Source organism: Frankia sp. CgMI4 (assembly GCF_001756285.1).
Lineage (GTDB): Bacteria > Actinomycetota > Actinomycetes > Frankiales > Frankiaceae > Frankia > Frankia casuarinae.
In genome coordinates this window covers 1-23738 of the sequence record NZ_MAQZ01000104.1, presented here as the reverse complement: position 1 = coordinate 23738, position 23738 = coordinate 1, and the positions used below count along the sequence as shown (strand labels likewise).

27 protein-coding genes and 3 pseudogenes are annotated in these 23738 nt (G+C 68.4%); 16 read left to right on the top strand and 14 right to left on the bottom strand.

The window, feature by feature from the left end; genetic code table 11:
• Positions 1-244 (bottom strand): annotated as a pseudogene (locus Manayef4_RS18195) (IS6 family transposase); the annotation flags it as partial.
• Positions 245-547: 303 nt separating this feature from the next.
• Here Manayef4_RS18195 and Manayef4_RS18190 point away from each other — a divergent pair.
• From Manayef4_RS18190 to Manayef4_RS18175, 5 genes and pseudogenes are all read left to right on the top strand, one after another.
• Positions 548-775, top strand: coding sequence for a DUF433 domain-containing protein (locus Manayef4_RS18190; RefSeq protein WP_023842258.1), 228 nt, complete (start codon positions 548-550; stop codon positions 773-775).
• Complete coding sequence (locus Manayef4_RS18185; protein WP_011438451.1) at positions 772-1140, top strand: DUF5615 family PIN-like protein; 369 nt, start codon at positions 772-774, stop codon at positions 1138-1140. Before Manayef4_RS18190 ends, Manayef4_RS18185 begins: the two co-directional genes overlap by 4 nt.
• Positions 1141-1251: 111 nt before the next feature.
• A pseudogene (locus Manayef4_RS23400) lies at positions 1252-1443 on the top strand (IS6 family transposase); the annotation flags it as partial.
• Between the two features lie 40 nt (positions 1444-1483).
• Complete coding sequence (locus tag Manayef4_RS18180; protein ID WP_157858581.1) at positions 1484-1783, top strand: recombinase family protein; 300 nt, start codon at positions 1484-1486, stop codon at positions 1781-1783.
• Positions 1784-1964: 181 nt separating this feature from the next.
• A complete protein-coding gene (locus Manayef4_RS18175) occupies positions 1965-2972 on the top strand; it encodes a recombinase family protein (protein ID WP_083282541.1) in 1008 nt (335 codons plus the stop codon).
• On the opposite strand, the gene Manayef4_RS18170 is transcribed toward Manayef4_RS18175, so the two are convergent.
• The 4 genes from Manayef4_RS18170 to Manayef4_RS18155 all read right to left on the bottom strand — a co-directional run bounded on the left by Manayef4_RS18170 (position 2969) and on the right by Manayef4_RS18155 (position 7014).
• The gene (locus Manayef4_RS18170; RefSeq protein ID WP_070132452.1) at positions 2969-3346 is read right to left on the bottom strand and encodes a hypothetical protein; all 378 of its coding nucleotides are present in this window, start codon (positions 3344-3346) and stop codon (positions 2969-2971) included. The genes Manayef4_RS18175 and Manayef4_RS18170 overlap by 4 nt on opposite strands.
• Positions 3343-4761 (bottom strand): replication initiator, encoded by a 1419-nt coding sequence (locus Manayef4_RS18165; protein ID WP_254665725.1) that lies wholly within the window; start codon positions 4759-4761, stop codon positions 3343-3345. Before Manayef4_RS18165 ends, Manayef4_RS18170 begins: the two co-directional genes overlap by 4 nt.
• Before the next feature lie 588 nt (positions 4762-5349).
• Positions 5350-5673, bottom strand: coding sequence for a 4a-hydroxytetrahydrobiopterin dehydratase (locus tag Manayef4_RS18160; protein ID WP_011438456.1), 324 nt, complete (start codon positions 5671-5673; stop codon positions 5350-5352).
• A 15-nt stretch (positions 5674-5688) separates the two neighbouring features.
• Complete coding sequence (locus Manayef4_RS18155) at positions 5689-7014, bottom strand: helix-turn-helix transcriptional regulator (RefSeq protein WP_254665724.1); 1326 nt, start codon at positions 7012-7014, stop codon at positions 5689-5691.
• A gap of 511 nt (positions 7015-7525) precedes the next feature.
• Between Manayef4_RS18155 and Manayef4_RS25140 the strand changes: the two genes are divergently transcribed.
• The 4 genes from Manayef4_RS25140 to Manayef4_RS18140 all read left to right on the top strand — a co-directional run bounded on the left by Manayef4_RS25140 (position 7526) and on the right by Manayef4_RS18140 (position 9811).
• On the top strand, positions 7526-7723 hold the full coding sequence (locus Manayef4_RS25140; RefSeq protein WP_162492186.1) for a hypothetical protein: 198 nt from the start codon (positions 7526-7528) through the stop codon (positions 7721-7723).
• Positions 7720-8004, top strand: a complete 285-nt coding sequence (locus Manayef4_RS18150; RefSeq protein WP_235463305.1) for a hypothetical protein — start codon at positions 7720-7722, stop codon at positions 8002-8004. Before Manayef4_RS25140 ends, Manayef4_RS18150 begins: the two co-directional genes overlap by 4 nt.
• A 61-nt stretch (positions 8005-8065) precedes the next feature.
• Entirely contained in the window at positions 8066-9241 is a 1176-nt protein-coding gene (locus tag Manayef4_RS18145; RefSeq protein WP_254665726.1) for an adenosylhomocysteinase, read from the top strand.
• Positions 9242-9247: 6 nt separating this feature from the next.
• Positions 9248-9811 carry an NUDIX hydrolase gene (locus tag Manayef4_RS18140; protein ID WP_070132445.1) on the top strand — a complete coding sequence of 188 codons (564 nt, stop codon included), beginning with the start codon at positions 9248-9250 and terminating at the stop codon, positions 9809-9811.
• A 1151-nt stretch (positions 9812-10962) separates the two neighbouring features.
• On the opposite strand, the gene Manayef4_RS18130 is transcribed toward Manayef4_RS18140, so the two are convergent.
• Positions 10963-11229: a hypothetical protein gene (locus Manayef4_RS18130; protein WP_011438461.1), complete on the bottom strand. Its 267-nt coding sequence runs from the start codon at positions 11227-11229 to the stop codon at positions 10963-10965.
• Positions 11230-11809: 580 nt separating this feature from the next.
• On the opposite strand from Manayef4_RS18130, the pseudogene Manayef4_RS18125 reads away from it, so the two are divergent.
• Positions 11810-12337, top strand: a pseudogene (locus tag Manayef4_RS18125) (IS6 family transposase); the annotation flags it as partial.
• 88 nt (positions 12338-12425) lie between these two features.
• Here Manayef4_RS18125 and Manayef4_RS18120 read toward each other — a convergent pair.
• The 7 genes from Manayef4_RS18120 to Manayef4_RS18090 all read right to left on the bottom strand — a co-directional run bounded on the left by Manayef4_RS18120 (position 12426) and on the right by Manayef4_RS18090 (position 19125).
• Positions 12426-13358, bottom strand: a complete 933-nt coding sequence (locus Manayef4_RS18120; protein ID WP_083282539.1) for an MBL fold metallo-hydrolase — start codon at positions 13356-13358, stop codon at positions 12426-12428.
• Positions 13355-14314, bottom strand: a complete 960-nt coding sequence (locus Manayef4_RS18115) for an aromatase/cyclase (RefSeq protein ID WP_070132439.1) — start codon at positions 14312-14314, stop codon at positions 13355-13357. The genes Manayef4_RS18120 and Manayef4_RS18115 overlap by 4 nt, the downstream gene beginning before the upstream one ends.
• 14 nt (positions 14315-14328) lie before the next feature.
• Entirely contained in the window at positions 14329-14592 is a 264-nt protein-coding gene (locus Manayef4_RS18110) for an acyl carrier protein (protein WP_011438466.1), read from the bottom strand.
• 75 nt (positions 14593-14667) lie between these two features.
• A complete protein-coding gene (locus Manayef4_RS18105; protein ID WP_070132437.1) occupies positions 14668-15870 on the bottom strand; it encodes a ketosynthase chain-length factor in 1203 nt (400 codons plus the stop codon).
• Entirely contained in the window at positions 15867-17141 is a 1275-nt protein-coding gene (locus Manayef4_RS18100; protein WP_070132435.1) for a beta-ketoacyl-[acyl-carrier-protein] synthase family protein, read from the bottom strand. Before Manayef4_RS18100 ends, Manayef4_RS18105 begins: the two co-directional genes overlap by 4 nt.
• Positions 17142-17164: 23 nt before the next feature.
• On the bottom strand, positions 17165-18310 hold the full coding sequence (locus tag Manayef4_RS18095) for an acyl-CoA dehydrogenase family protein (RefSeq protein WP_070132433.1): 1146 nt from the start codon (positions 18308-18310) through the stop codon (positions 17165-17167).
• A 29-nt stretch (positions 18311-18339) separates the two neighbouring features.
• A complete protein-coding gene (locus Manayef4_RS18090; RefSeq protein WP_070132458.1) occupies positions 18340-19125 on the bottom strand; it encodes an SDR family NAD(P)-dependent oxidoreductase in 786 nt (261 codons plus the stop codon).
• A gap of 192 nt (positions 19126-19317) precedes the next feature.
• Between Manayef4_RS18090 and Manayef4_RS18085 the strand changes: the two genes are divergently transcribed.
• The 3 genes from Manayef4_RS18085 (at position 19318) to Manayef4_RS18075 (ending at position 21394) form a co-directional block, all read left to right on the top strand.
• Positions 19318-19767 carry a nuclear transport factor 2 family protein gene (locus Manayef4_RS18085; RefSeq protein WP_070132431.1) on the top strand — a complete coding sequence of 150 codons (450 nt, stop codon included), beginning with the start codon at positions 19318-19320 and terminating at the stop codon, positions 19765-19767.
• A 68-nt stretch (positions 19768-19835) separates the two neighbouring features.
• Positions 19836-20750, top strand: coding sequence for an NADP-dependent oxidoreductase (locus tag Manayef4_RS18080; RefSeq protein WP_070132429.1), 915 nt, complete (start codon positions 19836-19838; stop codon positions 20748-20750).
• 5 nt (positions 20751-20755) lie between these two features.
• Positions 20756-21394: a DsbA family oxidoreductase gene (locus Manayef4_RS18075; RefSeq protein ID WP_083282540.1), complete on the top strand. Its 639-nt coding sequence runs from the start codon at positions 20756-20758 to the stop codon at positions 21392-21394.
• A gap of 81 nt (positions 21395-21475) precedes the next feature.
• Here Manayef4_RS18075 and Manayef4_RS23390 read toward each other — a convergent pair whose 3' ends face one another.
• The gene (locus tag Manayef4_RS23390) at positions 21476-22114 is read right to left on the bottom strand and encodes a DUF6365 family protein (protein WP_083282538.1); all 639 of its coding nucleotides are present in this window, start codon (positions 22112-22114) and stop codon (positions 21476-21478) included.
• Between the two features lie 88 nt (positions 22115-22202).
• Between Manayef4_RS23390 and Manayef4_RS18065 the strand changes: the two genes are divergently transcribed.
• From Manayef4_RS18065 to Manayef4_RS18055, 3 genes are all read left to right on the top strand, one after another.
• Positions 22203-22880, top strand: a complete 678-nt coding sequence (locus tag Manayef4_RS18065) for an IS6 family transposase (protein WP_070132425.1) — start codon at positions 22203-22205, stop codon at positions 22878-22880.
• A 133-nt stretch (positions 22881-23013) separates the two neighbouring features.
• Complete coding sequence (locus tag Manayef4_RS18060) at positions 23014-23262, top strand: type II toxin-antitoxin system prevent-host-death family antitoxin (RefSeq protein WP_070132423.1); 249 nt, start codon at positions 23014-23016, stop codon at positions 23260-23262.
• Positions 23259-23642: a type II toxin-antitoxin system VapC family toxin gene (locus Manayef4_RS18055; RefSeq protein ID WP_011438476.1), complete on the top strand. Its 384-nt coding sequence runs from the start codon at positions 23259-23261 to the stop codon at positions 23640-23642. The genes Manayef4_RS18060 and Manayef4_RS18055 overlap by 4 nt, the downstream gene beginning before the upstream one ends.
• Positions 23643-23738 lie beyond the last annotated feature (96 nt).

Genomic DNA, 23738 nt, shown 5'->3' with positions numbered 1-23738 from the left:
CCTTCACATACGTTTCGTCGACGAACCAACGATCACCCGGTGTGTGCCGGCATGGCCGGGCCGCGTCGATAAGCAGCGGGGTGAACCGGCGCACCCACCGGTAGACCGTGACGTGATCGACCTCGGGGCCGCGTTCGGCGAGGAGTTCCTCGACGTCACGGTACGACAGGGCGTACCGCAGGTACCARCGGACTGCCAGGATGATCACCTCGGGTGGGAACCGGAACYCGGYGAACTCCGACATCGGGACCGGTGGACAGGCACGACGTCGACGCATCACTCGATCATGACCGGTCGGGAGCTGCGGGACAACGGACTCTGCTGATGCGACAGAGCCGTCCCGGCTGCGTCGGGTGCCCTGGAGTTCGGACTGCGTGAGAAGCCGGATGCGGAGAGCACTGATCGGGTATCCTGACGGCGGTTCCGGCGACTTTCCTCGGCCGATGTGTCTGGCCACATGCYGCGGGAGGCGCGGTGCCCAACCCTGGGGGAGCCTCCGCCGGACGCAACAGCGTCCCTGTTGAGGGTCCGCCGTAGACTCGTGGTTATGACCACCGCCAGCCGCATCACGGCTGACCCGGCCATCATGGCGGGYGCGCCGGCGATTCGCGGTACCCGGGTTACTGTGTCCGCGGTGCTGGGCCAGCTTGCGGCTGGCTCGACGGTCGAGGAACTGCTCGCCGACTACCCGTCGCTCACCCGCGACGACGTGCTCGCAGCTCTCGCGTTCGCCGCGGAGACGATGCCGCAAGAGCGCCCGTTCATCGCCGCATGAGGTTTCTCGTCGACGAGAACCTCTCGCCGCGGGTCGCCGAACTGCTGTGCGACAAAGGCATCGACACGACACACGTCCTCGATCACGGGCTCGGTGGTTCCCCTGACACCGAGGTCAGCACGTTCGCCGTCACCGAGAGACGTTCGATCATCTCCGCCGACAGCGACTTCACTACTTTGCTCGCGCTCAGCCGCGGCACCGCTCCCTCGCTCGTCCTGCTCCGCTCCGGCGACCAGCTCAAGCCCGACGCGCAAGCCGCCCTGTTGCTGGCAAACCTGCCCGCGCTGGAAGACGATCTCGAACAGGGCGTGGTCGTTTCGCTCAGCACCACCCACGTGCGGGTCCGTCGACTCCCGCTCCGCTGAGCACTGCTGCGCCCGATCCGGCCCGTAGTCTGCCTGCAGATCCCGCACCAGGGGTCTGTTGCATCGGCGGAGTCCGCTGTCCCGCGGCCGCCGATCGGTCATGATCGAGTGATGCGTCGGCGTCGTGCCTGTCCACCGGTCCCAGTGTCGGAGTTCGCCGGCTTCCGGTTCCCACCCGAGGTGATCGTCCTCGCCGTCCGCTGGTATCTGCGGTACGCGCTGTCCTACCGGGATGTCGAGGAGCTTCTGGCTGAGCGCGGCATCGACGTTGACCACGTCACGGTGTACCGGTGGGTGCAACGATCGCACGAACTACACTTTTTGTATGGCAAAGTTGAACGGTTTGCGACTTGGTCTGTACACCCGGTACTCGGAACTGGTCGGTGGGGATGACGCGCTAGAACGCCAGGACGAAGACGGGTACGAGTTCGCCGAGGAGAACGGCGCGACGATCGAGAAGGTCTACCAGGAGAAGAAGTCCGCCTGGAAGAAGAAGACGATCGTGTTGGAAGACGGCACGATGATCTCTCGTGTGATCCGCCCGGACTACGCTGAATTGTTGGCCGATCTGCGGTCCGGGTTTCTGGAYGGGGCGATCGTGTGGGACCTGGACCGTCTCACCCGGGACCTACGCGATCTGTGAAGACGCGATCGAAGTCGTCGAGCTGTACGRCCGCCCGATCGTCGGGCCCGGRGTCGATCTGACCACCGAGTACGGGAAGGCGAACGCCCGCGCGCAGGCGGTCGCGGCGAACAAGGCCAGCGCGGACACCTCCCGCCGGGTCCGCCGGTCCCACAAGCAGCGCGCCGAACGAGGAGTGCCGGTGGGGGGCAGCCGTCCGTTCGGCTGGAAGGACGACAAACGCACGTTGGATCTCACCGAGGCCAGGATTCTGCGGGAAGGGGCCCGCAGAATCCTGGCCGGGGTGCCGGTCATTGACCTGGTGAACGAGTGGAACGCCGCCGGTGTCCGCGGGACCCGGGGGAAGAAGTGGACCAAGAGCAGCGTGTTGAAGGTCTACCGCAACCCCCGGATCTGCGGCCTACGCGGCCGGGGGGTCGAGGAACCCAACGTCAACGGCCATGTTGCGAAGTACATGCAGGTCGTCACCCGCAAGGAACRCACCCCGGACGGGCGGACCATCGAAGTCCCGGYGAAGGGCCAGTGGAAAGCGATCATCGGTGTACGCCGGTGGGAACAGGTGATCGCCAAGATCGGGGGCCGGACCTATGCCCAGCAGGGGCATAACTCCCGCCGCTACCTGCTCAGCGGCGTGGTGGCGTGCGGCCGGTGTGGCCGGTCGATGTTCGGGTCACCRCCGTACCGGGAACGCAAGCACGCGATCTACCGGTGCCCCGCGCCGACGCAGGGAGGGTGYGGGAAGGTCTCCCGCCACGGCCCCCACACCGATGATCATATTCTGGCGGCGCTGTTCAACAAGATCGAGTTGGAGACCGCGAGCGCCGTGGTGGAGGTTGCCCCGTGGGAGGGGGAAGCCGCGCTGGCCGAGGTGCAGGAGAGCATCACCGCGACCCGGGCCGCGTGGACGTCGGTGCCCCGGCGGATCTCCCCGAAGGACTACTTCCCGACCATGGAAGAGCTCAGGGAGCAGGAAGAAGCCCTTCTCAAGGGACGGAACGATCATTTGGTGGCCACGGCGAACGCGCACGCCCGCCCCGCCGATGTCCGCGCCGAGTGGGACACCTACTCGCTTGCCCGCCAACGCGCGATCATCAAAGAGCATCTGATCGCCGTGGTCGTTCACCCCGCCGGCCGGGGCCGCCGGTTCGACCCCGACCTGTTGGACCCGGTCTGGCGGGAAGAGACCTAACCGCCGGGATCGTCGGCCAGGACCAGCCCGAGCAGCGCCGCGACCCGGCGCCGYTTCTCCCGCGACCACACCGGAGCCGCCAACGCCTGACGCCGCCCCCATTCCTCCGCCGCATCGGAGAACACCCGCCGAGACCGCGCCGAACCCGGCACCGGTACCGGTCGGGTGCCGGCCCGCCCACCCACCCGCACCGTGGTCGCGTTCCGTGGCGCACCCCCGGTAGCCATCGGGGCAGAAACAGTCGAGGAGCTACCGGAACCTTCGGTGCTCGCCTGCTGGCCCGCCACGACAGGAGCAGCATCACAGGCGCCGGTGCCGGCATCGTCGGTGGTGTCATCGAACAACGAGAGCTGAACAGAAGCTTCGCTGCTCATAGCCCGGCCAGCCACACGTCGGAACCCGATCCAGCCGCCGGCACCGACATCCCGTCGGGTGGATCATCACCGTGATCCCCGGCATATAGACCACGCCCCGCGTAGGTCCATGCCCCGAGGGCCAACGTGTCGGGATCGCCGTCCGGACGACCGAACGCATCCACCGGCACCCGGCCCGACATCGCCGCACCGATCGTGCGCGACCAGACTCGCCGCACCGTCCGCAGCGCACCAAACGTGGTCGAGTACCGCCGCGACTTTGACAGCCAGTGACCACCAAAGCCCATTTGGTGAGACCAGCGGACCAGTCGCGGGACATCGCCGGAGTCCCGGCCGAGTGCCGCATCCAACGCCGCCGTGAACGTGGCGTCRTGGCCGARCCGCCAGCAGGTCTCCACCAGACGGCGCACATGCGGCGCCAGGATCAGCCGGCCCAGCGCGGCCAGCGACCGCACCGGATGATCCAACGCCCCACCGGCCGCCGCAGACTTCGTGATGTACTTCGCCAGGTAGTTACTGACCCGCCCGACGTCGGTGGGCCCATCCAGCGCGATACGCCGGATATCGACCTGCACACCCCAGCGCACCGCCCACCCATCCCCGGCACCAGCGCCGGCGTCGAGGGTGGCCGCGTCCGGATCGGGAGCAGGCACCGAAACCGACCCGACCACGCCCCGCAGAGCGTCCGCGACCAGCTCACCAGCCGCCCACGCCGGAGGAGCCGAGCCGGGACCGTCCGGACCGTCCACCCGGACCACMACATGCAGATGCACGACCCCGCGTTGTTGCATTTCCGCGACCTTGACGAAGCTCAGCCGCGCCGAGCGGCGTAGCCCCGCCACCGTCAGACCGGCCGCCGCCGCCACCGCCGATTCCGTCGCGTCCCGCGTGGCCTTCCACAACCGGGGAACAAGCGCGTTCCAGACCACCGACCGGCCGTAGCCGTAGCAGTCCGGGCAGATCGGGGAACCGAGCCGGGAATCATCCTCGCGGTGCCGCTCATGACAACCCGCCGGTTTCCCGTGCGGGCACAGTCCCCGCCGGGGGTGACATGCCTGCACTGGACCGGTTTTCCCGCCGTACTGGCGGCGGGAATGCACCGGCCCGAACGACGGCGCGGTCAGGGTGACGAACCACGCCGGATGCCCGGTCACCGTCTCCGGCACGCCCTTGCCGCCCGCGAGCCCAGCCAGGACCAGCCGCCAGGCGTCCCGCTTGTAGACCGCCGAGCACGCCGGGCACGCCGACTCACGCCGGTTGTTGCACCGCACATGCAACACGCCGCCCGGCTCACCCGCCGAGGTGAACGCGCGGCGRACCTCACCGGTACCAACATCCACATGATCGACATGGCCGGAGAGGCGGATCGGCCGGGAACAGCCACCCGCGACCGGCCGGTTTTCGGGCAAGCTCACGCCCACGTCCACGGAAATTCACCGCGTCCTTTCACCGCACAGGCGCAGCCCGACCCGGACGAACCCACAGGCCGGCCGCAGCGCCACACGGAAACGAGAACGAGACAGAAAAAGACCGGAAGATCAACAGCGGCGGACCTCAGCCGCCAGCCGGAGCTACCCGGTCAACCCGTGAACGAGAGAGAACCTGATCACCGACAGGACACGCCACATGCGGCACATCTGCACCCCAGACGGAACGTCAACACGACTGGACGCGAACCACGAGGACACGTGGCCCACGGTGCAGCAGCCCGAGCCCGGTCCTGCCGCTCCCAGGCGGCTCAACGTGGACAGCTCSTCTATGTGGCGTACTGCCTTACATGGCGCAGGGACCGGAGCCCCTCGAATGCCTACATCTACTATACCTATGTCCGTACGAAGATTCTACCTTTTTGAATGAATCGGCGAGCCGTCGAACCTATCCCGGAGGATCAAGATCTGTCCCTACGGCCCCGGCGACCGATCAGGCAGACGCCCAGGCCAACGGGTGCTGTAGGGGAGCCCAGCGGGCCGGAGAGTCTCGGCCCGCTGGGTCGGCCTCTTCGGCTATCCCGCCGCTTCCGCCTGGACGTAGCGGGCCAGCACGGCTTCGATGCGGTCGACTAGCCGGAAGTCCAGGTCGGTGATCCGCTGTCCGGCGCTGTAGGTGGTGAGACTGAACGTCAGTTCTCCCCAGTGCAGTTCGACGTCCGGGTGGTGCTCCAGTTCCTTCGCGGCCTCGGCCACCGTGCCCAGAGCCTCGATCGCGGCGTAGTACTCCACGGGGAACGTCTTGTGGATCTCCTCGCGGTCGGTGGCCTTCACCCATCCGTCCAGCGCGGCCAGACGTCGAGTGACTTCCTCGGCCGGTAGCGGGTCGCGTAGTCCCATGCCCGTTGTTCCTTCCTACAGCGTCGCCAGTTGAGCTTTGACCTGTCGTCCGGTCTCATGGTCATGYCACGGCGTGAGGTGGTGCCAAACTCCGTGGAGCTCCTGCCGTAGCCGCGCCGAACTGGTCTCCCGGGCGACGGTGACCGCGTGCGTCACGGCGTCGGCGGCGGCCTCCGGGTTCCCGGCCTGAGCATGCGAGGTGGCTTGCCGTGCCTGGTACACGCCCTTGTCCCGGCGGGCCGTGGCGGGCAGGGCGGAGATGACCTGCTCCCACAGTGGCAGGGCCTCGCGGCCGAGGCCGAGACGGTTGTAGCAGGTGGCCCGCTGCACCTCGATGTAGCCGGGGGTGCGCCGGCAGGCGTTGAACCACGGGTAGTCGTCATCGACGCGGACCAGCAGGGCCGCGGCCTTGTCCAGGGCGTAGTCTGCGCCGCGCCGGTCGCCGATGAGGGCGTAGCCGTGGGCGGTCTGCTGCATCGCCTGTACCCGGACCTTTGCGCACAGGCCGTTCCCGTCCGTCAGGGCCGCGCTGGTCAGATCGAGGGTGCCGGGTCCATCCTGCTGGTCGGTACAGATCATCGCCTTGTTCGTCAGGGCGTGTCGGACGAGTTGGGTGTCTCCCACCCGGTGGGCGAGTTCGAGAGCCTGGTTCGCCCAGTGCGACGCGCTCACGAGGTCCCCGGCATCCTGGTAGAGCCAGGTCATCAGGCCCGCGTAGGCGACGCTCGTGCGCAACAGGGCGTGCCGTTCGGGGCCCCGGGCCACACGCAGGAACTGCCGGATGAGTTCCTGCTGCACCAGCACCGACGGAATCACGGTGTGCGGCCCCAACGCGGCCTCGGCCCGGTAGTAGCCGTCAAGCTGAGCCGCCAGATACTCGATGGCCTCAGGTGCAACCTGCTGATACGACGCCAAGGGCATGACCGCGCCCCCGACCAGGAACCCGGCACCGCTTCCCGCGAGAAACGTGCGCCGGTCGATGGCCACGATGACCACCTCCCCTACGTGTGCGATCACCCGGTACGGGTCAGCCGGCGGACCCGCGCTGTCTGTGAGCGGTACCCCGAGGATGCCGGGAACCGCCGATGCGGTGGGAGAGCCAACCGGGGCAGGGGGTGCCTCGCTGGGGCGCGGCCGTGGGAGCTTGAACCACAGCAGGTCTTCCGGGATGCACAGGACCTCGGCCCACCGGATGAGCTTCGTAAGGTCGGTCACCGGCTCACCCGACTCGATGCGGCTCAACTGGGTCTGAGTGATGCCCATCCACCCGGCCACCATCTCCTGAGACAGGAGAACAGTGTGATGAGGGTGGTTGCGGTAGGCCGCGATCACCCGGCCCATGTGCCGCTCATCAAGGGCGTCCCGAAGCTGATCGGAGGCGGTCCAGAACCCGGCCRGCACCTCCGGCGCAGCCGTGCCCCGTTCCCGAGCCCGGCGCTGGCAGGGCCCACACGATCCCCGGTCGTTGTCCCGGGYAAGGCGCGTGCCACACCGGCAGTAGCGAGAATCGTCTACCTGGTCACTCATCGCAGTGACGCCCCTTCGTGACCTCCCAGGCCCGGATCGTGCTTACGCAGTCTATCCAGCGCCGCGGGCCGCTCATACCTACGACGCATGGCGCCTATGCGTGCCACGTCTAGTGATCACGAATCGTTGATTTCACACTTGCCCCAGGCCCCGGGGCCGGGTCGAGGAAAGCCGTTCTTCAGATGACGGCGGTGGGCTCCTCGGCCTCGGGTGCCGCTCCAGGCGGAACGTCGAACGAGGGAGAAGACGGACAGTGGAAAGGATGAGTGGAGGCTGGCCGGGTATCCCGCAACTGTCGGGCGATCTTCCTTTAAGGATTCTGCGATTGCAGAGCGATGTTGCCGTCACCGCGATAGAAGAGCTGGAAAGCAAGCTCATCGACTACGAGAGCCGTGCCCCAGTCGACCCCCTTGAATACGCCGCGCTACTGGAACGAATCGAGAACATCACGGAGGAGGCTCAATGGATCAAGAACCAAATAATCAAGATCACGGATGGAGGGGGATCCAGCTCGGGGAGGTGATCGCCCGGCACATCCGGCCCTACGCCGTCCTGAACGGCTACGGTGTGCAGATCGCCACCTTCGCCACCTGGAACGACGCACACGTCTGGGCACACAAGAAAATACAGGACCCCGACGTCATTCTCCCCTTGGAGGTGGAGGACCGGACGCAGCGGATCACGCGGCGCATCACGCGAGAGACGTGTGAACTCATCGCTTGGACGATCTTCACGAAGGTCGGTGGCTGCGAGCCGATGAACGGGGAGGACGGCCCATCGCCTCGCACCCTCGACGAGAGTTAGCGCTACAGCAACCCCCTGTGTAATTCCCTCCTGATCTGGGAGTCGACCGAACGTGGACGAGATGGACGGYAGTCTGACCCTCGACCGGGCCGCGCCCGCGACGATCGTCGCCGAGCCTTCGGCGAGGAGACGCATTGAGCAGTACTTCCTGGCAGTCAACAACGCATTCCCATCGGTGCACGAAGTGGCGACCATCGTCATCACTCACATGCTGCCCRACCGGCCCTTCTTCCTGGACGCGGTGGCGCGAGGGAACGATCTGATATCGATTCTTCCCAAGCCGAAGTCCTGTGACCCGACGACGCGGGCCGCCATCAGCGGCCGGTACCACTGTGATGACCTGGACCGCGATCGCTTCACCMATCCTGCGAAAGTTCTCGCGTACATCGAAGAGCGGGCCGCAGGTCGAGACCTTGTCCTGCTGGATATCGGCGGCTACTTCGCGCCCGCGCTAACCTCCCTGTGTCGACAGTTCAGCGGGCGAATCGTGGGAGTCGTCGAGGACACGGAGAACGGGTACCGCAAGTACCTTTCGTGTGGGAAACCACCCTGCCCGGTTTTCTCGGTAGCCCGCAGTCCGCTGAAGCAGCCGGAAGACTATCTGGTGGGTCAGTCCATCGTGTTCTCCACCGAATCGCTTCTCCKAGAGCACGGGAACATCCTGCACGGCCGCGAGACCTGCGTCATCGGCTACGGCAAGATAGGCYGAAGCGTGGCGAACACCCTCCGAGCCAAATCGGTCCGCACCACCGTGTACGAGACAGACCCGGTGCGCGCCGTCGAAGCCATGTCGCRCGGATTCGCAGTGAAATGGTCAAAGTCCGAGGCGCTGGGCCGCGCCGATGTCATCGTGTGCGCCACCGGCAACCGGGCGCTGGAGGGTGAAGACTTCACTTACCTACGGCCCGGCTCCTACGTGGCGTCCGTGACATCGTCGGACGACGAACTGAACCTCGCCTCGCTCCGCGGAACCTACCGCGTCGACCGGCTCGGCCCACACCTCAGCCGCATGACCTCATGGAACCATCATTTCTATCTGCTCAACGATGGAAATGCGGTCAACTTCGTCCACGGCGCTGCGGTCGGCCCGTTCATCTTCCTTGTCCAAGGCGAGATCCTCGCGGCCCTCGCGCTGCTGTCGTCGGGACAGACCATGGAGCCKGGCCTACACGAGGTCGGCAACCGGGAGCGTGAAATCATCGCCCGGTCCTGGCTGYGATGCTTCAACGAGGAGTGAACCCCCATGCCCGTCACGAACGACGACATCGCCAAGACCATCCGTGCGCATCTCGACGCACACCCGGAGGACGCCGAGTCTCTGGCCCCTCTGCTGGAAGCGGCCCGAGGAAGCGACGCGCCCCTGGCCTCCAGGACGACCACACCCGGCCACGTGACCTGCKGAGTGGTCGCAGTCACCTCTGATCGCCAAGTCCTCCAGATCCGCCACCGCAGCCTGAACCGATGGCTCCTTCCCGGCGGGCACATCGAGCCGGACGACGCCTCGCTCCTGGACGCAGCCCTACGTGAGCTGGCCGAAGAGACAGGGATTCCCCGGGCCTGGGCGAACCCTGCCCTCGAACGGCCCGTGGACGTGGACGCACACGTGATCCCACCGAACCCCGCAAAGCGGGAGCCGGAGCACATCCACTACGATCTTCGCTTCCTCCTGGCCATCGATCCGCCAGCCGGCAACGCCAATGTGGCGCTGCAACTGGAGGAGGTCGCTGACTACCGCTGGGCCCCGTTGACCGAACTGCCCGGCCGTCTGAGCGACCGTACCCGAGCTAACCTCCTCGCTCGACCCTGAATTGATCATCCGGGACCGACTTCTTAGGAACACAGAGATCAAAACGGCGGCCACGACGTCCCCTGATGCAGAGGGCATGATCGCCATCGCTAATGTTCTGTACGGTTTCAAGGCCGCCCCTTCGGGGCGGCAACCCCAGTTGGCCAGCCAGAACGAGGCAGGGGCGCCGCACGCGCCGCGCCGAACAGGACCCCGTCCGCCCCGCCGCGCGCCCGGGGCGGGGCCCCGCCTCCCTCCGGTCGGCACCCCACCCCGGGCGCGTCGGACCGGCCGCCCGTTCGGCGCGTCGGAGCGTCGTTGCGTTCCTGTGCTGTGCCATGCGCCTTGAGAGGGACAGGCGAGATGCGTGTCGGGATGTGACGGGGCTCTGCCCCGAACCCCGGCCCTTTCTCCGGAGGAGGGAGACCGCCGGCGGTGCCGGAGGGCAGCGGCGCGGCACGTCCGCTGGTTCCCCCGCCGGACGGACACCACAGGCAACCCCAGAACCCTCCGACCGCGCAAGGGCACACGCCTTCCGGTGGGGTCGAGCGCCGTCGGTGCCCTTGCACGGCCGAAGGAACCTGGGGTAGGGCTACGCCTGCCCGCCCGACGGAGGACCAGCTCAAGCCCCCGGCATGTCGAGGGTCGACGACCACCCAACCGGAGCGCCGCAAGGCCGACGAGCGGCCCTGTGCCCGTCGGATCGCCTGCCCCCACGGGTGTATGGTCCTGAGACCGGCCGATAGACACCGGAACGATCACGCTTCCTATCCTTCCGTTTCGTCTCGATTAGGATGGATGAAACGGAACGATACGTTATGTGTCCGGTGGGGTTCGTGTCCGTGGCCGCCGCCGAGCGCAGCCGTTCCGGTGCTCTTGGCCGCCGAGTCAGCCCCGCCGCCCAGTGGGAGCAGGCACGCCGCACAGCGCAGCCCTCAAGAACGCCGAAGTGCTCTCAGAGCGCCGCAGCTACACCCGCACCGGCCGACGGTCGCGGACCATGTCCGCCAACGCCACGACGCTTCGAGGATCGAGCCGAACCAGCTCACCACGCAGCCGCACGCCAGTCGGACCCACCGGAGCAGCCAACAGCAGCACGTGAAGCGCCTCTTGGTAGGGAGTCCACGCCGCCGGACCCACCTGGACGCACGGCGGTACCCATCCGGCCGCCATCAGAGGCCGCCGAGCAGGGAACCAAGGTCCGGCAAGGTCCGGAACCGCAGGATCACCGCAGAATCGCCGGGACTCACCCGCCAATGATCGATAAAGAGAACCGGCGGAAGCGTCGCCGTAACGTCCACCAAGTCGCGCAGGCTCGCGCCCGGCGTCATCGCCAGGTCGTACAGACCGTGATCGTCATGCGGATTGATCGTGACGAACGGACGCCCTTCGTACGGGTTGCGCCAGCCACCCCGACCGGACGGCGGAATACTAGACACGGGTCACCCCTGTTCACCCAGGTTGTGATCAAGGTTCCGGTGGGTGGTGCAACACCCGCCGGAACCGCCAACATCACCAACTATAGGGCATGGCGTCCCATAGTTCCGAAGAACAGGTAGGTACGTGGCGGAAGACCCGTTGATCGGTTACCGCGAGATGGCGGAACGGGCCGGCATTAGACCGGGCACGCTGCGTAACTATCGCGCCAAAGGACTACTTCCTGAGCCAGACGACATCTCGGTACCCGACCGACCCAGGTGGAAGACGTCCACCTTCGATGCATGGATGGCCAGCCGCCCCGGAAGGGGTGCGCGTACGGACCTCCGGCCGCCGGACGCTGCCGACTAATCGATCATCCCGCGAAGCGGCGAGCGGCACGGCCACGTCGGTAGAGCTGGACTACTTGCGGTAGCAAGCAACCGAGTGTGGGCAGGTCAAGCGTTGCTGCGACTACTTGCGTACCTGATTCCGTGTGTTGGAAGTGACGGACATCACGGTGTAATTTCGGTTCCTAGACGACCCGCGCCGCTTCTGCCTCGTCCACCGCCGCGCAAAAAGTGAAGTTCGCCAACCTGTTGCGTGCAGCGCTTCACGCCCCTGCTCGTCGACGCGGCGAGGCCGTGCCGGCACCTGCCCGGGGACAGGTGGWTCGTCGACGAGACGTATGTCAAGGTCGCCGGCCGGTGGACGTACCTGTACAGGGCGGTTGACCAGCACGGGCAGGTCATCGACGTCCTCGCCAGCGCACGACGCGACCAGGCTGCGGCACGCCGGTTCTTCACCGCGGCGCTGTCTCACGGCCGCCGGCCGGTCGAGGTCACCACCGACAAGGCCGCCGTTTACCCGCGGATCCTCGACGAGCTGGTACCCGAGGCCTGTCACGTGGATGCCGCGCGGGAGAACAACCGGATCGAATCCGATCACAGCCGGTTGAAAGCCVGGCTCCGCCCGATGCGCGGACYGAAACGGCTGCGCTCTGTCCAGACGATCAGCGCAGGGCATGCCTTCGTCCAGAACATCCGCCGCGGCCACTACGAACTCGGGATCGACACCGACTCGCACGCACGGCTGACAGCCGCGTTCACCGAGCTCACCCTCGCGATCTGATCACCCGTTCGGCAGGGTCAACCATGCCCTGCCTTCCCCCAATGCAACAGACCCGCTGCGGTCGGTCGAGGACCTTCTGGCACGCCGGTCAGGCGTGGCACTCCGGGAGGTGCCCACCGTTGAATTCCACCATTTCCGCGAAGAGCGGCTCGACCGGCAGCGCGGCTGCCGGCGGTGCCCCCTGATGCTCGGCGATCGCGCGGTGCAGGTTGGGGACCAGCCGCTCCGGGTCCTTCCAGCCGGCGAATCGGCCTGCCGAGCATTGGCGGGCCGCCTGGATCGGTGTCAGCCCCTTACGCATCGCGTCTCCGGCGGCGTCCCGCAGCCACAGTAGGTACGCCTCCGTCTCGTCGAAGGCCTCGGGGCCGGCGATCGTTCCRTGCCCGCCGACCACGACTTGGGCACCCGTCTCGCGCATCCGGCGGACAGCGGTCAGCGACCCCGCGACCGTGCCCATCAACAGGAAGGGCGTACACCCCGGCAGCACCACGTCGCCGGTGAACAGCACCTTCTCGCCGGGGAGCCACACCACGGTGTCGTGCCCGGTGTGCGCGGGCCCCACGTTGAAAAGCTCGGCCCGGCAGCGGCCCAGGTGCAGCGTCAGTGCGTCGTGGTAGGTCACCGTCGGTAGCACCGGATCGACATTGCCCCAATTCACCTCCGGCCAGAGGCCGGTCAGTGCCAGCCCCGTCTCCGCCATCTCGGCCCGGGTGCCGTGCTGGGCGATGATCGTCGCCGTGTCGGCGAAAAGGTGATTGCCGAAGGTGWGGTCGCCATGGAAATGAGTGTTGACCAAGTACTTCACCCCGCCACGACTGAGGCCGTCCACTGCGGTGCGCAGCAAGGTCGCGCGCCGCTCGGTGGCCGCGGTGTCGACGAGCAGGATGCCGTCGTCACCCACCACCACGCCAGCGTTGTTGAGACACCAGCCTCCGTCCGGCTGGACATAGGCGAACACGCCGTCCGCCACCTCCGTCATACGTGCCGCCACCGCGCTGGCGGCGGCGCGAGTCGCTGTCACCGGACTTCCCGCTCCTCGGTGGAGGATACGGGCGCCGCCGCGCCGGCCAGCGTCCGGCGGCTATTGGCCCCCAACGCGTCCCGGAGGTAGCGGCGTCCCTCGGCGAGAGAACTGCTCGGGCCGAGCACCGTGCGCAGCGCGTCCGGGTCCAACACGACGGTGTGTCTCGCCGTGACCGAGTCGGGCCCGTCCGGCACCCGATGGAAGATCCACACCCCGCTGTGCCCGAGAAGCGTCGAGGGTGGCCGGGTCTGCTTGTAGGCGATTCTGTCGTTCRCCAGGCACACCCGCACCGACCGGGTGGTGTGYGTCGACCCGTCATCGCCGCTGACCGTGTCCATCTCCAACTGTTGGATGCCCGGCATCTCCTCGGTGAGCACCACACGGCGAACGTGCGGGAGCTGATCCGGCCAGCGGTCCGCCCGGTCGATGAAGTCGTACGCCTCCTCGGCCGACCCGGTGAGCTCGACGGTGTCCTCGAAGGTGAAGACGACTTCCGCGACCGGATGACCGAGCTCCGCCACCCGGCGCAACGCCGCCAACTCTTCGACGCTGTTGCGTTCCAGGGCCGCACTGATCCACTGGACGGCAGCGGCGTCGTCGTCCACCGCGGTGAACTCGTGGTCCAGGATCACCTCGGTGCGGCCACCGGGCAAGGGCAGGACCTGCCAGCGTCCGCTCATCGCCGCCACCGGTGGCTGGCTCCGTTCMTGGCGGAAGCCGATCGTCCGCAGGTGCCGGTCGACCTCACGCCGCGACGTCCACGTCTTGACCTCGCCGCCGACCAGGGCCCAGAGCTGGAAGTGTTCCTCGCTCTCCGTACGCTCGAGGTAGCGCAAGAAGATGTTCGGACCGAAGATCGCCGGCCACCGTTCAGCCTCGGTGAGCAGTTCGAAGACCAGGTCCGCCGGGGCCGCCACCACTTCTCGATGCGATGTCCGGTGCTTCGTAGGCACAGTAGGCGCACCCTTCACGACGTCTGCCGCAGCCGCTCGGCGCTGTTGACGGCGGCGAGCACGGCCTCCGGCGTACGCAGCTCCATGACCTGCTCGTCCGGCAACACGATGCCGTAGCGGCGCTGGATCTCGGCGGCGAGCTCCAGCAGGGCGAGCGAGTCGTAGCCGAGTTCGGTGAACTCCTGGACGGCGAAGTCGCCGTCCAGGGTTCCGCTGTCGTCGGCGCCGGAGTTCTCGACCAGAATCTTTTTCAGGTCCTCGAGGGTTATCAGAGACATGTCTTTCCCTTCGTGAGAGTGCGCGCGCTTGACCTGATCGGTGACTGGCGTGTGCCGGTGTCCGCGAGGATCTGGTCAGGCACGGACGACGACGGCGGAATTGAAGCCCCACCGGCCACGGGCCAGCACCAGCGCGACGGTCATGTTCCGCTCGCGCGGGGCGTTCTGAACGAGATCGATCCGATGTCCAGCGGCGACCTGCGCGTCGTGTGGGGTCGGCGGGATCACGCCCTCGCGCAGGGCCAGACAGGCGGTGACGACGTCGAGGGGGCCGCCGCCCGAGAAGAGCCGCCCGGTCCCGGCCTTGGGGGCGGTAACGGGCACCCCGTAGGGGCCGAACAGCCCGGTCACCGCCTCGGCCTCCGCACGGTCGAGCTCGGCGGTGCCGGCGGCGTCGGCGAAGACGACCCCCACGTCGGCGGTCGTGACCCCGGCGTCCTCGAGGGCCAGTTCCGCGGTCCTGCGCAAGCCCGGCGGTCGGCCCGACCCCGGGGCGGGGTCGAAGGTCGCCGCATACCCGGCGATCTCGCCGTACCGGGAGCGGTCCCCGCGCCCGTCCAGGCTCTCGCCGCCCTCCAGGACGAGGATCGCACCGCCCTCACCCGGGACGTGCCCGGAGGCCGCCGCGGYGAACGGCAGATACGCCTGCCCCGGATCATCCGTGGTGCTCACCGTGCCGCTGGAGAGATGCGCGCCCCGGCCCCACGGGCCGAGTGCGGAGTCGACGCCGCCGGAGATCACCAGGGGCGTGCCCCGTCGGATCGCCCGGCGGGCGTAGCCGATGGCGTCCAGCCCGCCTGCCTGCTCGCCGACGAGCGCCGTGCCCGGTCCGCGCAGGCCGTGCCGAATGGACACCTGTCCCGTCGTCACGGCGTAGAACCAGGCGAACGACTCGTAGACGCTGACGTGCTGGGGTCCRTCGTGCCACAACTTGTCGAACTCGCGGTGGGTGAAGTCGAAGCCGCCGCAGGCATTCGACGTCATGACGCCCATGTCGTACTCGTCCCGATCGTCGGGGCGCACACCCGCGTCGTTGATTGCCCAGTCGGCCGCKGTGAGCGCCAGCCGGGTAGAGACGTCGGTCTGGGGCAGCAACCGGCCCGGAAGGTGCCKGGCGGCATCGAAGCCGGTGATCCGGCCGGCGAGCGCCCCGACATGCCGGTCGTCGAATCTCGAGATGCCGGAGCGCCCCGCTAGCGTCGCCGCCCAGTACTCCGCGATACCCAGCCCGGTCGGCGCGACCACGCCGACTCCGGTGACGAAGACCCGCTGCGTCATGCTGCCCGTCCTCCGGGCTGACGAAGCACCATTGCGCTCTGAAACCCGCCGAACCCGCTGCCGATCGTCAGCACCGTGTCGAGGGTGGCCTCCCGGGCCACGCGCGGCACGTAGTCTAGGTCGCATTGGGGGTCCGGCAGCCGTAGGTTCGCGGTCGGGGGGATGACGCTGTACCGCAAGGCGAGAGCGCAGGCGGCCACCTCGATGGACCCGATCGCGCCCAGGGAATGGCCCACCATCGACTTGATCGAGCTGATCGGCACCCGACGCGCGTGCTCACCGAGGCTGGCCTTGACCGCCGCTGTCTCGTGTAGATCGTTCTGTCTGGTACCCGAGCCGTGCGCGTTGACGTAGTCCACGTCCGACGGATCGAGCCGGGACTGGGCGAGCGCGGTGCGGATCGCCTCGGCCATCTCCCTGCCGTCCGGCTTCAGACCGGTCATGTGGAAGGCGTTCAACCGGGTGGCGTACCCGGTGACCTCAGCGTAGATCTCGGCGTTGCGACGCCGGGCGTGCTCGTACTCCTCGAGCACGAACATGGCGCAGCCCTCGGCGAGGACAAAGCCGTTGCGCGATCGGTCGAACGGGCGCGAGGCCGTCGCCGGTTCGTCGTTGTACGACGTGGTGGCTTTGATGGCGTCGAAGCACRCCAGCACGATGGGTGAGATCGGAGTGTCTGTCGCGCCCGCTGCCATCACATCCACTACGCCGTCCTCGATGAGGTGCAGCGCGTGGCCGATCGCGTCCAATCCGGAGGTGCACCCGTCGGAGACCATGGTGACCGGGCCCTCCGCGCCGACGGTCCAGGCCACCTCGGCCGMCATCACGCTGGGCACCATGTGATCGAACATGTGCGGCGTCAGGTGCCGGGTGTCCATCTCGCGGGTTCGGCCGCTGTCGAACAGCACGAGGTACTCGGCTTCCAGAGAGGTAGCCGCCGCGACAGCGCTGCCGAGGCTCACCCCGATCCGGTGGGGTTCCACCCGGTCCAGCTCCAGACCGCTGTCCTCGACCGCGTCGCGGGTGCAGACCACCGCGAACTGGGCCGCCCGGTCCATCCGGCGGATCTGCCGTGGGGTCAGCCCTTCGGCCTGGGCATCGAAGTCGACCTCACCGGCCACCTGGCTGCGGAACGGCCCCGCATCGAAGAAGGAAATCCGCCGGGTCGCGGTCCGGCCGGCCGTCAGAAGGTTCCAGAAGTTCTTGGCTCCTCCGCCACCGGGTGCGCGTACTCCGATCCCGGTGATCACCACGCGCCGGTTCGGTTTCATGAATTCCTTTCCCCGTGGAGTAGTCACCTGTCGTTCACCGCCTCCGCCGCATGGCGGGCGAAGCCACCCGCCCGCGCKGCGAACTGGAGACCGCTGTGGCCCGCCCCGCAGACGACGTCCCGCCAGAACCGTCCGAGATCCTCGCCGTCGGCCTGCCCTCGGCTACCCGAGCCACGCATCAGCCGGTCCACCGCAGCGGAGAGATACTCCGCGGCCAGCGCGCAGTCCCGACCGTTACGGGACTCCTCGTAGGGCGTCACCGCGCCCTCGTCGAGCACCTGCGCCACCCGTTCCAGGAGCAGGCCCGCCGTGTCGATCTCCCCGCCGGAACGGGCCAGCACCATGTCGTACGCCAGCCGGTCCACCGGGCCGGATATGGCCGGGCCGGGCCGCTGCAACTTCGGTCCGATCAGCGACCACCACCGGTGCAGGGCGCCGCGGGCCGCCCCGAGCAGTGGACCGGTGAGAGTAAGGCCGTTGGYCGCCTTCATCGGTACCTGATGGCAGGGCGCRTCCTCCCCGGGAGCTGGCCCGTCGGCGAGCACCCGCAGGGACACCGAGTGGGACGCCGGAACCCGCACGTCGTCAAGAACGAGCGTGTTGCTGCCGGTGGCACGCATGCCCACGTTGAACCACGTCGGTTCGATCCGGTACGCCGGCCGCGGCACCGCGAAGAACCGGTACTCGTCCCGGCCGTCACGGACCGCCCGGGCGCACACCAGGGCCCAGTCCGAGTGGTCGACGCCGCTCACGTACGGCCACTGCCCGTTGAGCCGCCACGAGTCGCCCCCCGCAGCCGCCTCTCCCCCGGGCATCAGCCCCGCGACGATCAAGGCGTCCGGGCCGCCGGCCCAGACGGCAGCGCGGCCCGCTTCCGGAAGATAGGCTGCCATCCGGGCGGCCGCGGCGATCAGTGACGCCACCCAGGCCGTCGAGGCGCAGGACGCGCCGATGGTGGCCACGGCGGGCAGCAGAGCACCGAAGGTGCCACTGTCCCCCCCGTACCGCGTGGGCACGAAGTGCCGGGCGAACCCCGCGGCGAGCACGGAGTCGATCGACGCACGCGGGAGTCGCCGGTCGGTCTCCGCCTCACGCACGTGCTTGGCGGCCGACACCGCCGCCACCTCCGCCGCCGCCTGCAGAGTGGAACCGGCCGTGGTCAGCTTCATGTCTGCCTCCGGTGGTACGGCACTGGACCTCAGTAGTTGCCGAGACCGCCGCAGACGTTGATTGCCTGGGCGGTCACGGCGGCAGCCTCGTCACTGACGAGGTACTCGACCATCGCGGCGACCTCGTCCGGCCGGACATAGCGGCCGATCGGGACACGCGCGGTCACCMGGTCGTGCGCCTCGGCCTCGGTGACGCCCCAGAGCTTGGCGTAGGTCCCACGGACGGTCTGTGCCATGGGCGTCTCGACGAAGCCGGGGCAGACCGCGTTCATGGTGACGCCGGTCTTGGCCAGTTCCAGGCCCCATGCCTTGGTCRGGCCCACCACACCGTGCTTCGCGGCCGAATATGGTGCGCCGTTCTGCACTCCCTGCTTGCCCCCTGTGGAGGCGATGTTGATGATTCGCCCGCCCGCCCGGCCGGCCAGGCCACCRGCGCGCAGCGCTTCCCGGGTGACGATGAAGACGCTGTTGAGGTTGGTGTTGATGACGTCAAGCCACAGCTCGTCGGCGATCTCCGCGGTGACGCCGCCGCCRCTGCGTCCGGCATTGTTGACCAGAATGTCCAGCGGCCCGAACCGGTCGACGACCGCGCAGATCAGATCGGTGACCTGCGTCCCGTCCGTGACGTCGCAGGCCCGGCCGTCCACGGCGAGGTTCTGTTCCTGTAGTGACTTCACCGTCGCGGCCACATTGTCAGCCGATCGCGCGCAGAGGTACACCCGGGCGCCGCGACGCGCGAGCCGGGTGGCAATCTCCAGTCCGATACCGCTGGTGGCACCGGTGACCAATGCCACCGGCTGGCTCTGCTGGCTCATGTTTCCTCCGATGACTCCGCCATGGTCGGCCGACCCCGACATTGCGGCAGCCCTCTCGAAACGCGGTCGAGCCGTCGTGGAGCACCGGATGGGCCGCCGGGCGGCCGTTTCGAGTGCCTCTCAACCCACTCGCATTAGTTTCGCCGCAGCCCGGACCGCGGCCCGGCCGCGGGTCATCAGGAGAGGAAGCCAATGTCCKCCACCGCGATCAGCACCGATGTCTACACGCAGGTCCAGCAGTTCTACGCCCGGCAGATGCACGCGCTCGATGCCTGCCGCTTCGACGAGTACGCGGYCACCTTCACCGAGGACGGCGAGTTCAGCCACACGCCGGGGCGGCCCGCGGCCCACACCCGGGACGGCATCGCACGCGAGCTGCGGGCTTTCCACGAGGAGCGTTTCGCCACCGAGCCGGTGCAGCGCCGCCACTGGTTCAACATGATCCACCTGATCGAGGCCCCGGACGGGAGCCTGCGGTCCACCTTCTACGTGCTCGTGGTGACCAGCCGTCCCGGTGAGCGCCAGCCCGAGATCGCGCCCAGTTGCGTTGTCCACGACGTGCTGATCCGCGCGGACGGGGGGCTACTCAACCGGTCCCGGCGGGTCGAGCACGACTACCTGCTTGACCTCAAGCGCACTTGAGATTGCAGGCTGTTTCTGACGTCCCCGGCCCTGATGGGCCGGCGTCGGAACATCCGGAGAGGAGATCCATGCGGGCCGCGGCATTCTACACCTTCGGTGGTCCGGAGGTGCTACAGGTGGTCGAGGTTGCCACACCCGAAGCTGGGCCGGGAGAGGTTCGGGTCCGAGTCGAGGCGGCGGGCGTGCAAGCGTACGACTCGTCGGTACGGTCCGGCTGGACACCGCCGGGGCAGACCCTGCGGTTCCCGCAGATAGTCGGCAACGACTTCGCCGGTGTCGTCGACGAGATYGGCACCGGCGTCACAGACTTCCGGATCGGCGACGAGGTGCTCGGCTGGGCCATGCTCGCCAGCTGCGCCGAGTACGTCGTCGTCCCTCCAGAGCAGGTCGTCTCCAAGCCGTCCGGGATGACCTGGCCGCAGGCGGGCACCCTGTCGGCGTCGRCGCAGACCGCACACACCGCGCTGGACGAACTGAAGGTCAGCGTCGGCGACACTCTGCTGATCCACGGCGCCTCCGGCGGCGTCGGAACGGTCGCGGTGCAGCTGGCCCTGGCCGCGGGCGCGACGGTGATCGGAACGGCCGGCCCGGCGAACCAGGACTACCTGCGCTCGCTGGGGGCCACACCGACCACCTACGGCGACGGACTGGTCGACCGCGTGCGAGCCCTGGCACCCGGTGGTGTCGACGTCGCCCTGGACGCCGCGGGCGGCGCGGCCCTGGATGCCTGCCTCGAGGTGGTCGCCGACCGGAGCCGGATCGGCACCCTGGTGGATTTCGCCCGGGCGGACGAGCTCGGCGTACGATTCCTGCGCAGCCAGCGCTCGGGTCAGCGGCTACGGGCGATCACCGACCTGTACCGCGCCGGGCGACTGACGCTGACCGTGTCGGAGGTCTTCCCACTGGACCGGATCGCCGACGCGCACCGTCGGATCGACACCGGCCATGCCCGCGGCAAGACCGCCGTCCTGCTCCGGGGGTGAGCGGCGTGCTGATCGAGGTCTTCTACGACGTGCTGTGCCCCTGGTGCTACATCGGTAAGCACCGGCTGCGGCGGGTCCTGACGGATTTTCCCGGCCGCGACGAGGTTCGACTGCGGTGGCGCAGCTATCAGTTGTCACCGGACGAGGGGCGCATCCCTGGCCCRAYCGCCGCCGAGGCGATGGCCACATGGACCGCACCGGACCAGCTGCCCGTGCGGCTGGCCCTGATCGAGCAGCTCGGCACGGACCTGGGCTTGGCTATCGACCTCGACAAAGCGCGTCCCGTCAACACTTTCGACGCGCATCGGCTGACCCATTTCGCGGCCGACCATGAGCGGGCCGATGCGCTCGTCGAGGCGCTGCTGCGGGCCTACCAGGCGGAGGGGCGGAACGTCGCCGACCACCTCGTCCTGCTGGAGTTGGCGCACGAGGTGGGCCTGCCCGAGGAGGAGACGGGCGCGGTGCTCGCCGGTGACCGCTACGCCGACGCCGTCATCGCCGATCAGCGCCGCGCCGCCGAGTTGCGGGTGAGCGGCGTGCCGACGCTCGTCGTCGACGGCGGCCGGCCGTTCTCGGGCATGCAGCCGCCGGAGATGGTCCGCGCCGAGTTGGACCGTGCCGCAGCGGCCTCCAGCGTCCGGTGACCGATCCACCGCCGGGCGGGGCATCGCCGATGGGCGATGCCCCGCCCTCGGGTGCCGCTTCCGGCGGTACTCCCGGACCGGTCAGAACGTGAGGCCGTGCACGCTCGCCACCTGGTGGAACGCCTCGATGGTAGCCGGCAACGCTGCCAGGGCACGGCGGTATCCGGCCCGCGCTTCGGCGAGCTCCGTACGAACCGACTCGTCGTACAACACGGCCTCSAAAGCCGTGCTGACGGACTCCTCGTCGAGGATTTCCTCGTGGACCATCGTAGCCGCGAACGGGTTGCCGCTCCACGTCGGCCGGACGAGATCGTTCCACCGCATCGGCCAGGTTTGGTACGACGGCAGGGGCCCGGGATAGGCGTCCAGCCACGAGCGTACGGCGGGGCTGGGCTCCCCGATCGCAGCGTGCAGACGTTCGACGCCGTTGTCGTCCGCCAAGTCGAAACCGTTGACGACGGCCACCCCGGGCACATCGGTCCACACCGCCCGTTCCAGGGCAAACGACGGCAGCGAGAGCGCCAGAACGGCGTCCGCGGCGCCGRGCAGGTCGAGGTACTCCCGCGCGCCGTAGCGGGGCCGCCGGTGCAGCCGGCCCTCCGGAAGGCGGCCGAAGGCTCCGAAGTCCGGGCCGGCGACGAGGAACTCGGTGGTKGCCGGCAGCCGGGTGAGGTAGTGCAGCACCAGTTCCGGGATACGCGCCGCCAGTTCCCGGGGCACTGTTGCATCGGCGGAGTCCGTTGTCCCACGGCCGCCGTCCGGTCATGATCGAGTGATGCGTCGGCGTCGTGCCTGTCCACCGGTMCCAGTGTCGGAGTTCGCCGGCTTCCGGTTCCCACCCGAGGTGATCGTCCTCGCCGTCCGCTGGTATCTGCGGTACGYGCTGTCCTACCGGGATGTCGAGGAGCTCCTCGCGGAACGCGGCCTCGAGGTTGATCACGTCACGGTGTACCGGTGGGTGCGGCGCTTCACGCCCCTGCTGGTCGACGCGRCCCGGCCGTGCCGGCACCGGCCCGGTGACAGGTGGTTCGTGGATGAAACCTACGTCAAGGTCTCCGGCCGGTGGACGTACGTGTACCGGGCTGTTGACCAGCACGGGCAGGTCATCGACGTCCTGGCCAGCACCCACCGCGACCAGGCCGCCGCCCGACGCTTCTTCGCCCGGGCGCTGACGCACGGGCGCCGCCCGGTCGAGGTCACTACGGACAAGGCCGCGGTCTACCCGCGGGTCCTCGACGAGCTACTCCCTGGGGCCTGTCATGTCGACGCCGCCCGGGAGAACAACCGGATCGAAACCGACCACGGCCGGTTGACAGCACGGATCCGGCCGATGCGCGGACTGAAACGCCTCCGCTCCGTCCAGACCGTCAGCGCCGGACACGCCTTGGTCCAGAACATCCGCCGCGGCCACTACGAACTCGGAATCGACAGCAGCCCGCACCTGAGGTTGGCAGCCGCGTTCACCGAACTCGCCGCAGCCCTCTGACCAGCAGACATCCGGCCCGTTGGCATACCCAGCTTCCCCATAATGCAACAGCGCCTGTAACAGTGCCGATGCCGCGCCGTACCGGAGCATCCGCGCACCGACACGCAGGTAGCACAAGTGCTACCCTCGGAGGGTGGACGAGATAGGGCTTCGAGAGGTCCGGCAGAACGCCAGCGACCTGGTGCGCCGCGCCCAGGCCGGTGAACGGCTCACCATCACCGTGGCCGGCCGGCYAGCAGCCGTCCTCGGCCCGGTGAGTCCGCGTACGTGGCGGCGCTGGGACGATCTGGCTGATCTCTTCGCGCAGCCGGAGGACACCGACTGGCCGCAGGACCGCACCCTCGTCGACAATTCCCTCACGGATCCCTGGGGGCGCCGATGACGCGCGGCGTCCTCGACACCAGTGTCCTGGTCGCCACAGACGTCACCCCCCTCCCCGGCGAGCTGGCCGTCAGCGTCATCAGCATCGCCGAACTCCAGTTCGGCATCCTCGTCGCCAGGACGCCCCAGGCCCGCGCGACCCGGCTCGCCCGCCTCAGCGCGATCCAACGACGGTTCGACCCGCTGCCCGTCGACGACGCCGTCGCCGACAGCTACGGACGTCTCGCCGCCCGTGTCGTCGAAGTCGGGCGCCAGCCACGCGCACGCACCATGGACCTGCTGATTGCGGCCACCGCCCACGCCCACGGAGCCAGCATCTACACCCGCAACGCCGCCGACCTCGCCGGCCTGGAAGACCTCCTGAGGATCGTCACGATCTAGGCTGGCGCTGTTGCATTATGGGGAAGCTGGGCATGCCAGCGGCCGGGACGACCGTCGGTCAGACAGCGGCGGCGAGTTCGGTGAACGCGGCTGCCA

Coding starts and splice junctions, on each gene's coding strand:
- Manayef4_RS18185 (WP_011438451.1), top strand. CDS start 772: ATGAGGTTTCTCGTCGACGAGAACCTCTCGCCGCGGGTCGCCGAACTG.
- Manayef4_RS18160 (WP_011438456.1), bottom strand. CDS start 5,673: ATGGGACTACGCGACCCGCTACCGGCCGAGGAAGTCACTCGACGTCTG.
- Manayef4_RS18110 (WP_011438466.1), bottom strand. CDS start 14,592: ATGTCTCTGATAACCCTCGAGGACCTGAAAAAGATTCTGGTCGAGAAC.
- Manayef4_RS18055 (WP_011438476.1), top strand. CDS start 23,259: ATGACGCGCGGCGTCCTCGACACCAGTGTCCTGGTCGCCACAGACGTC.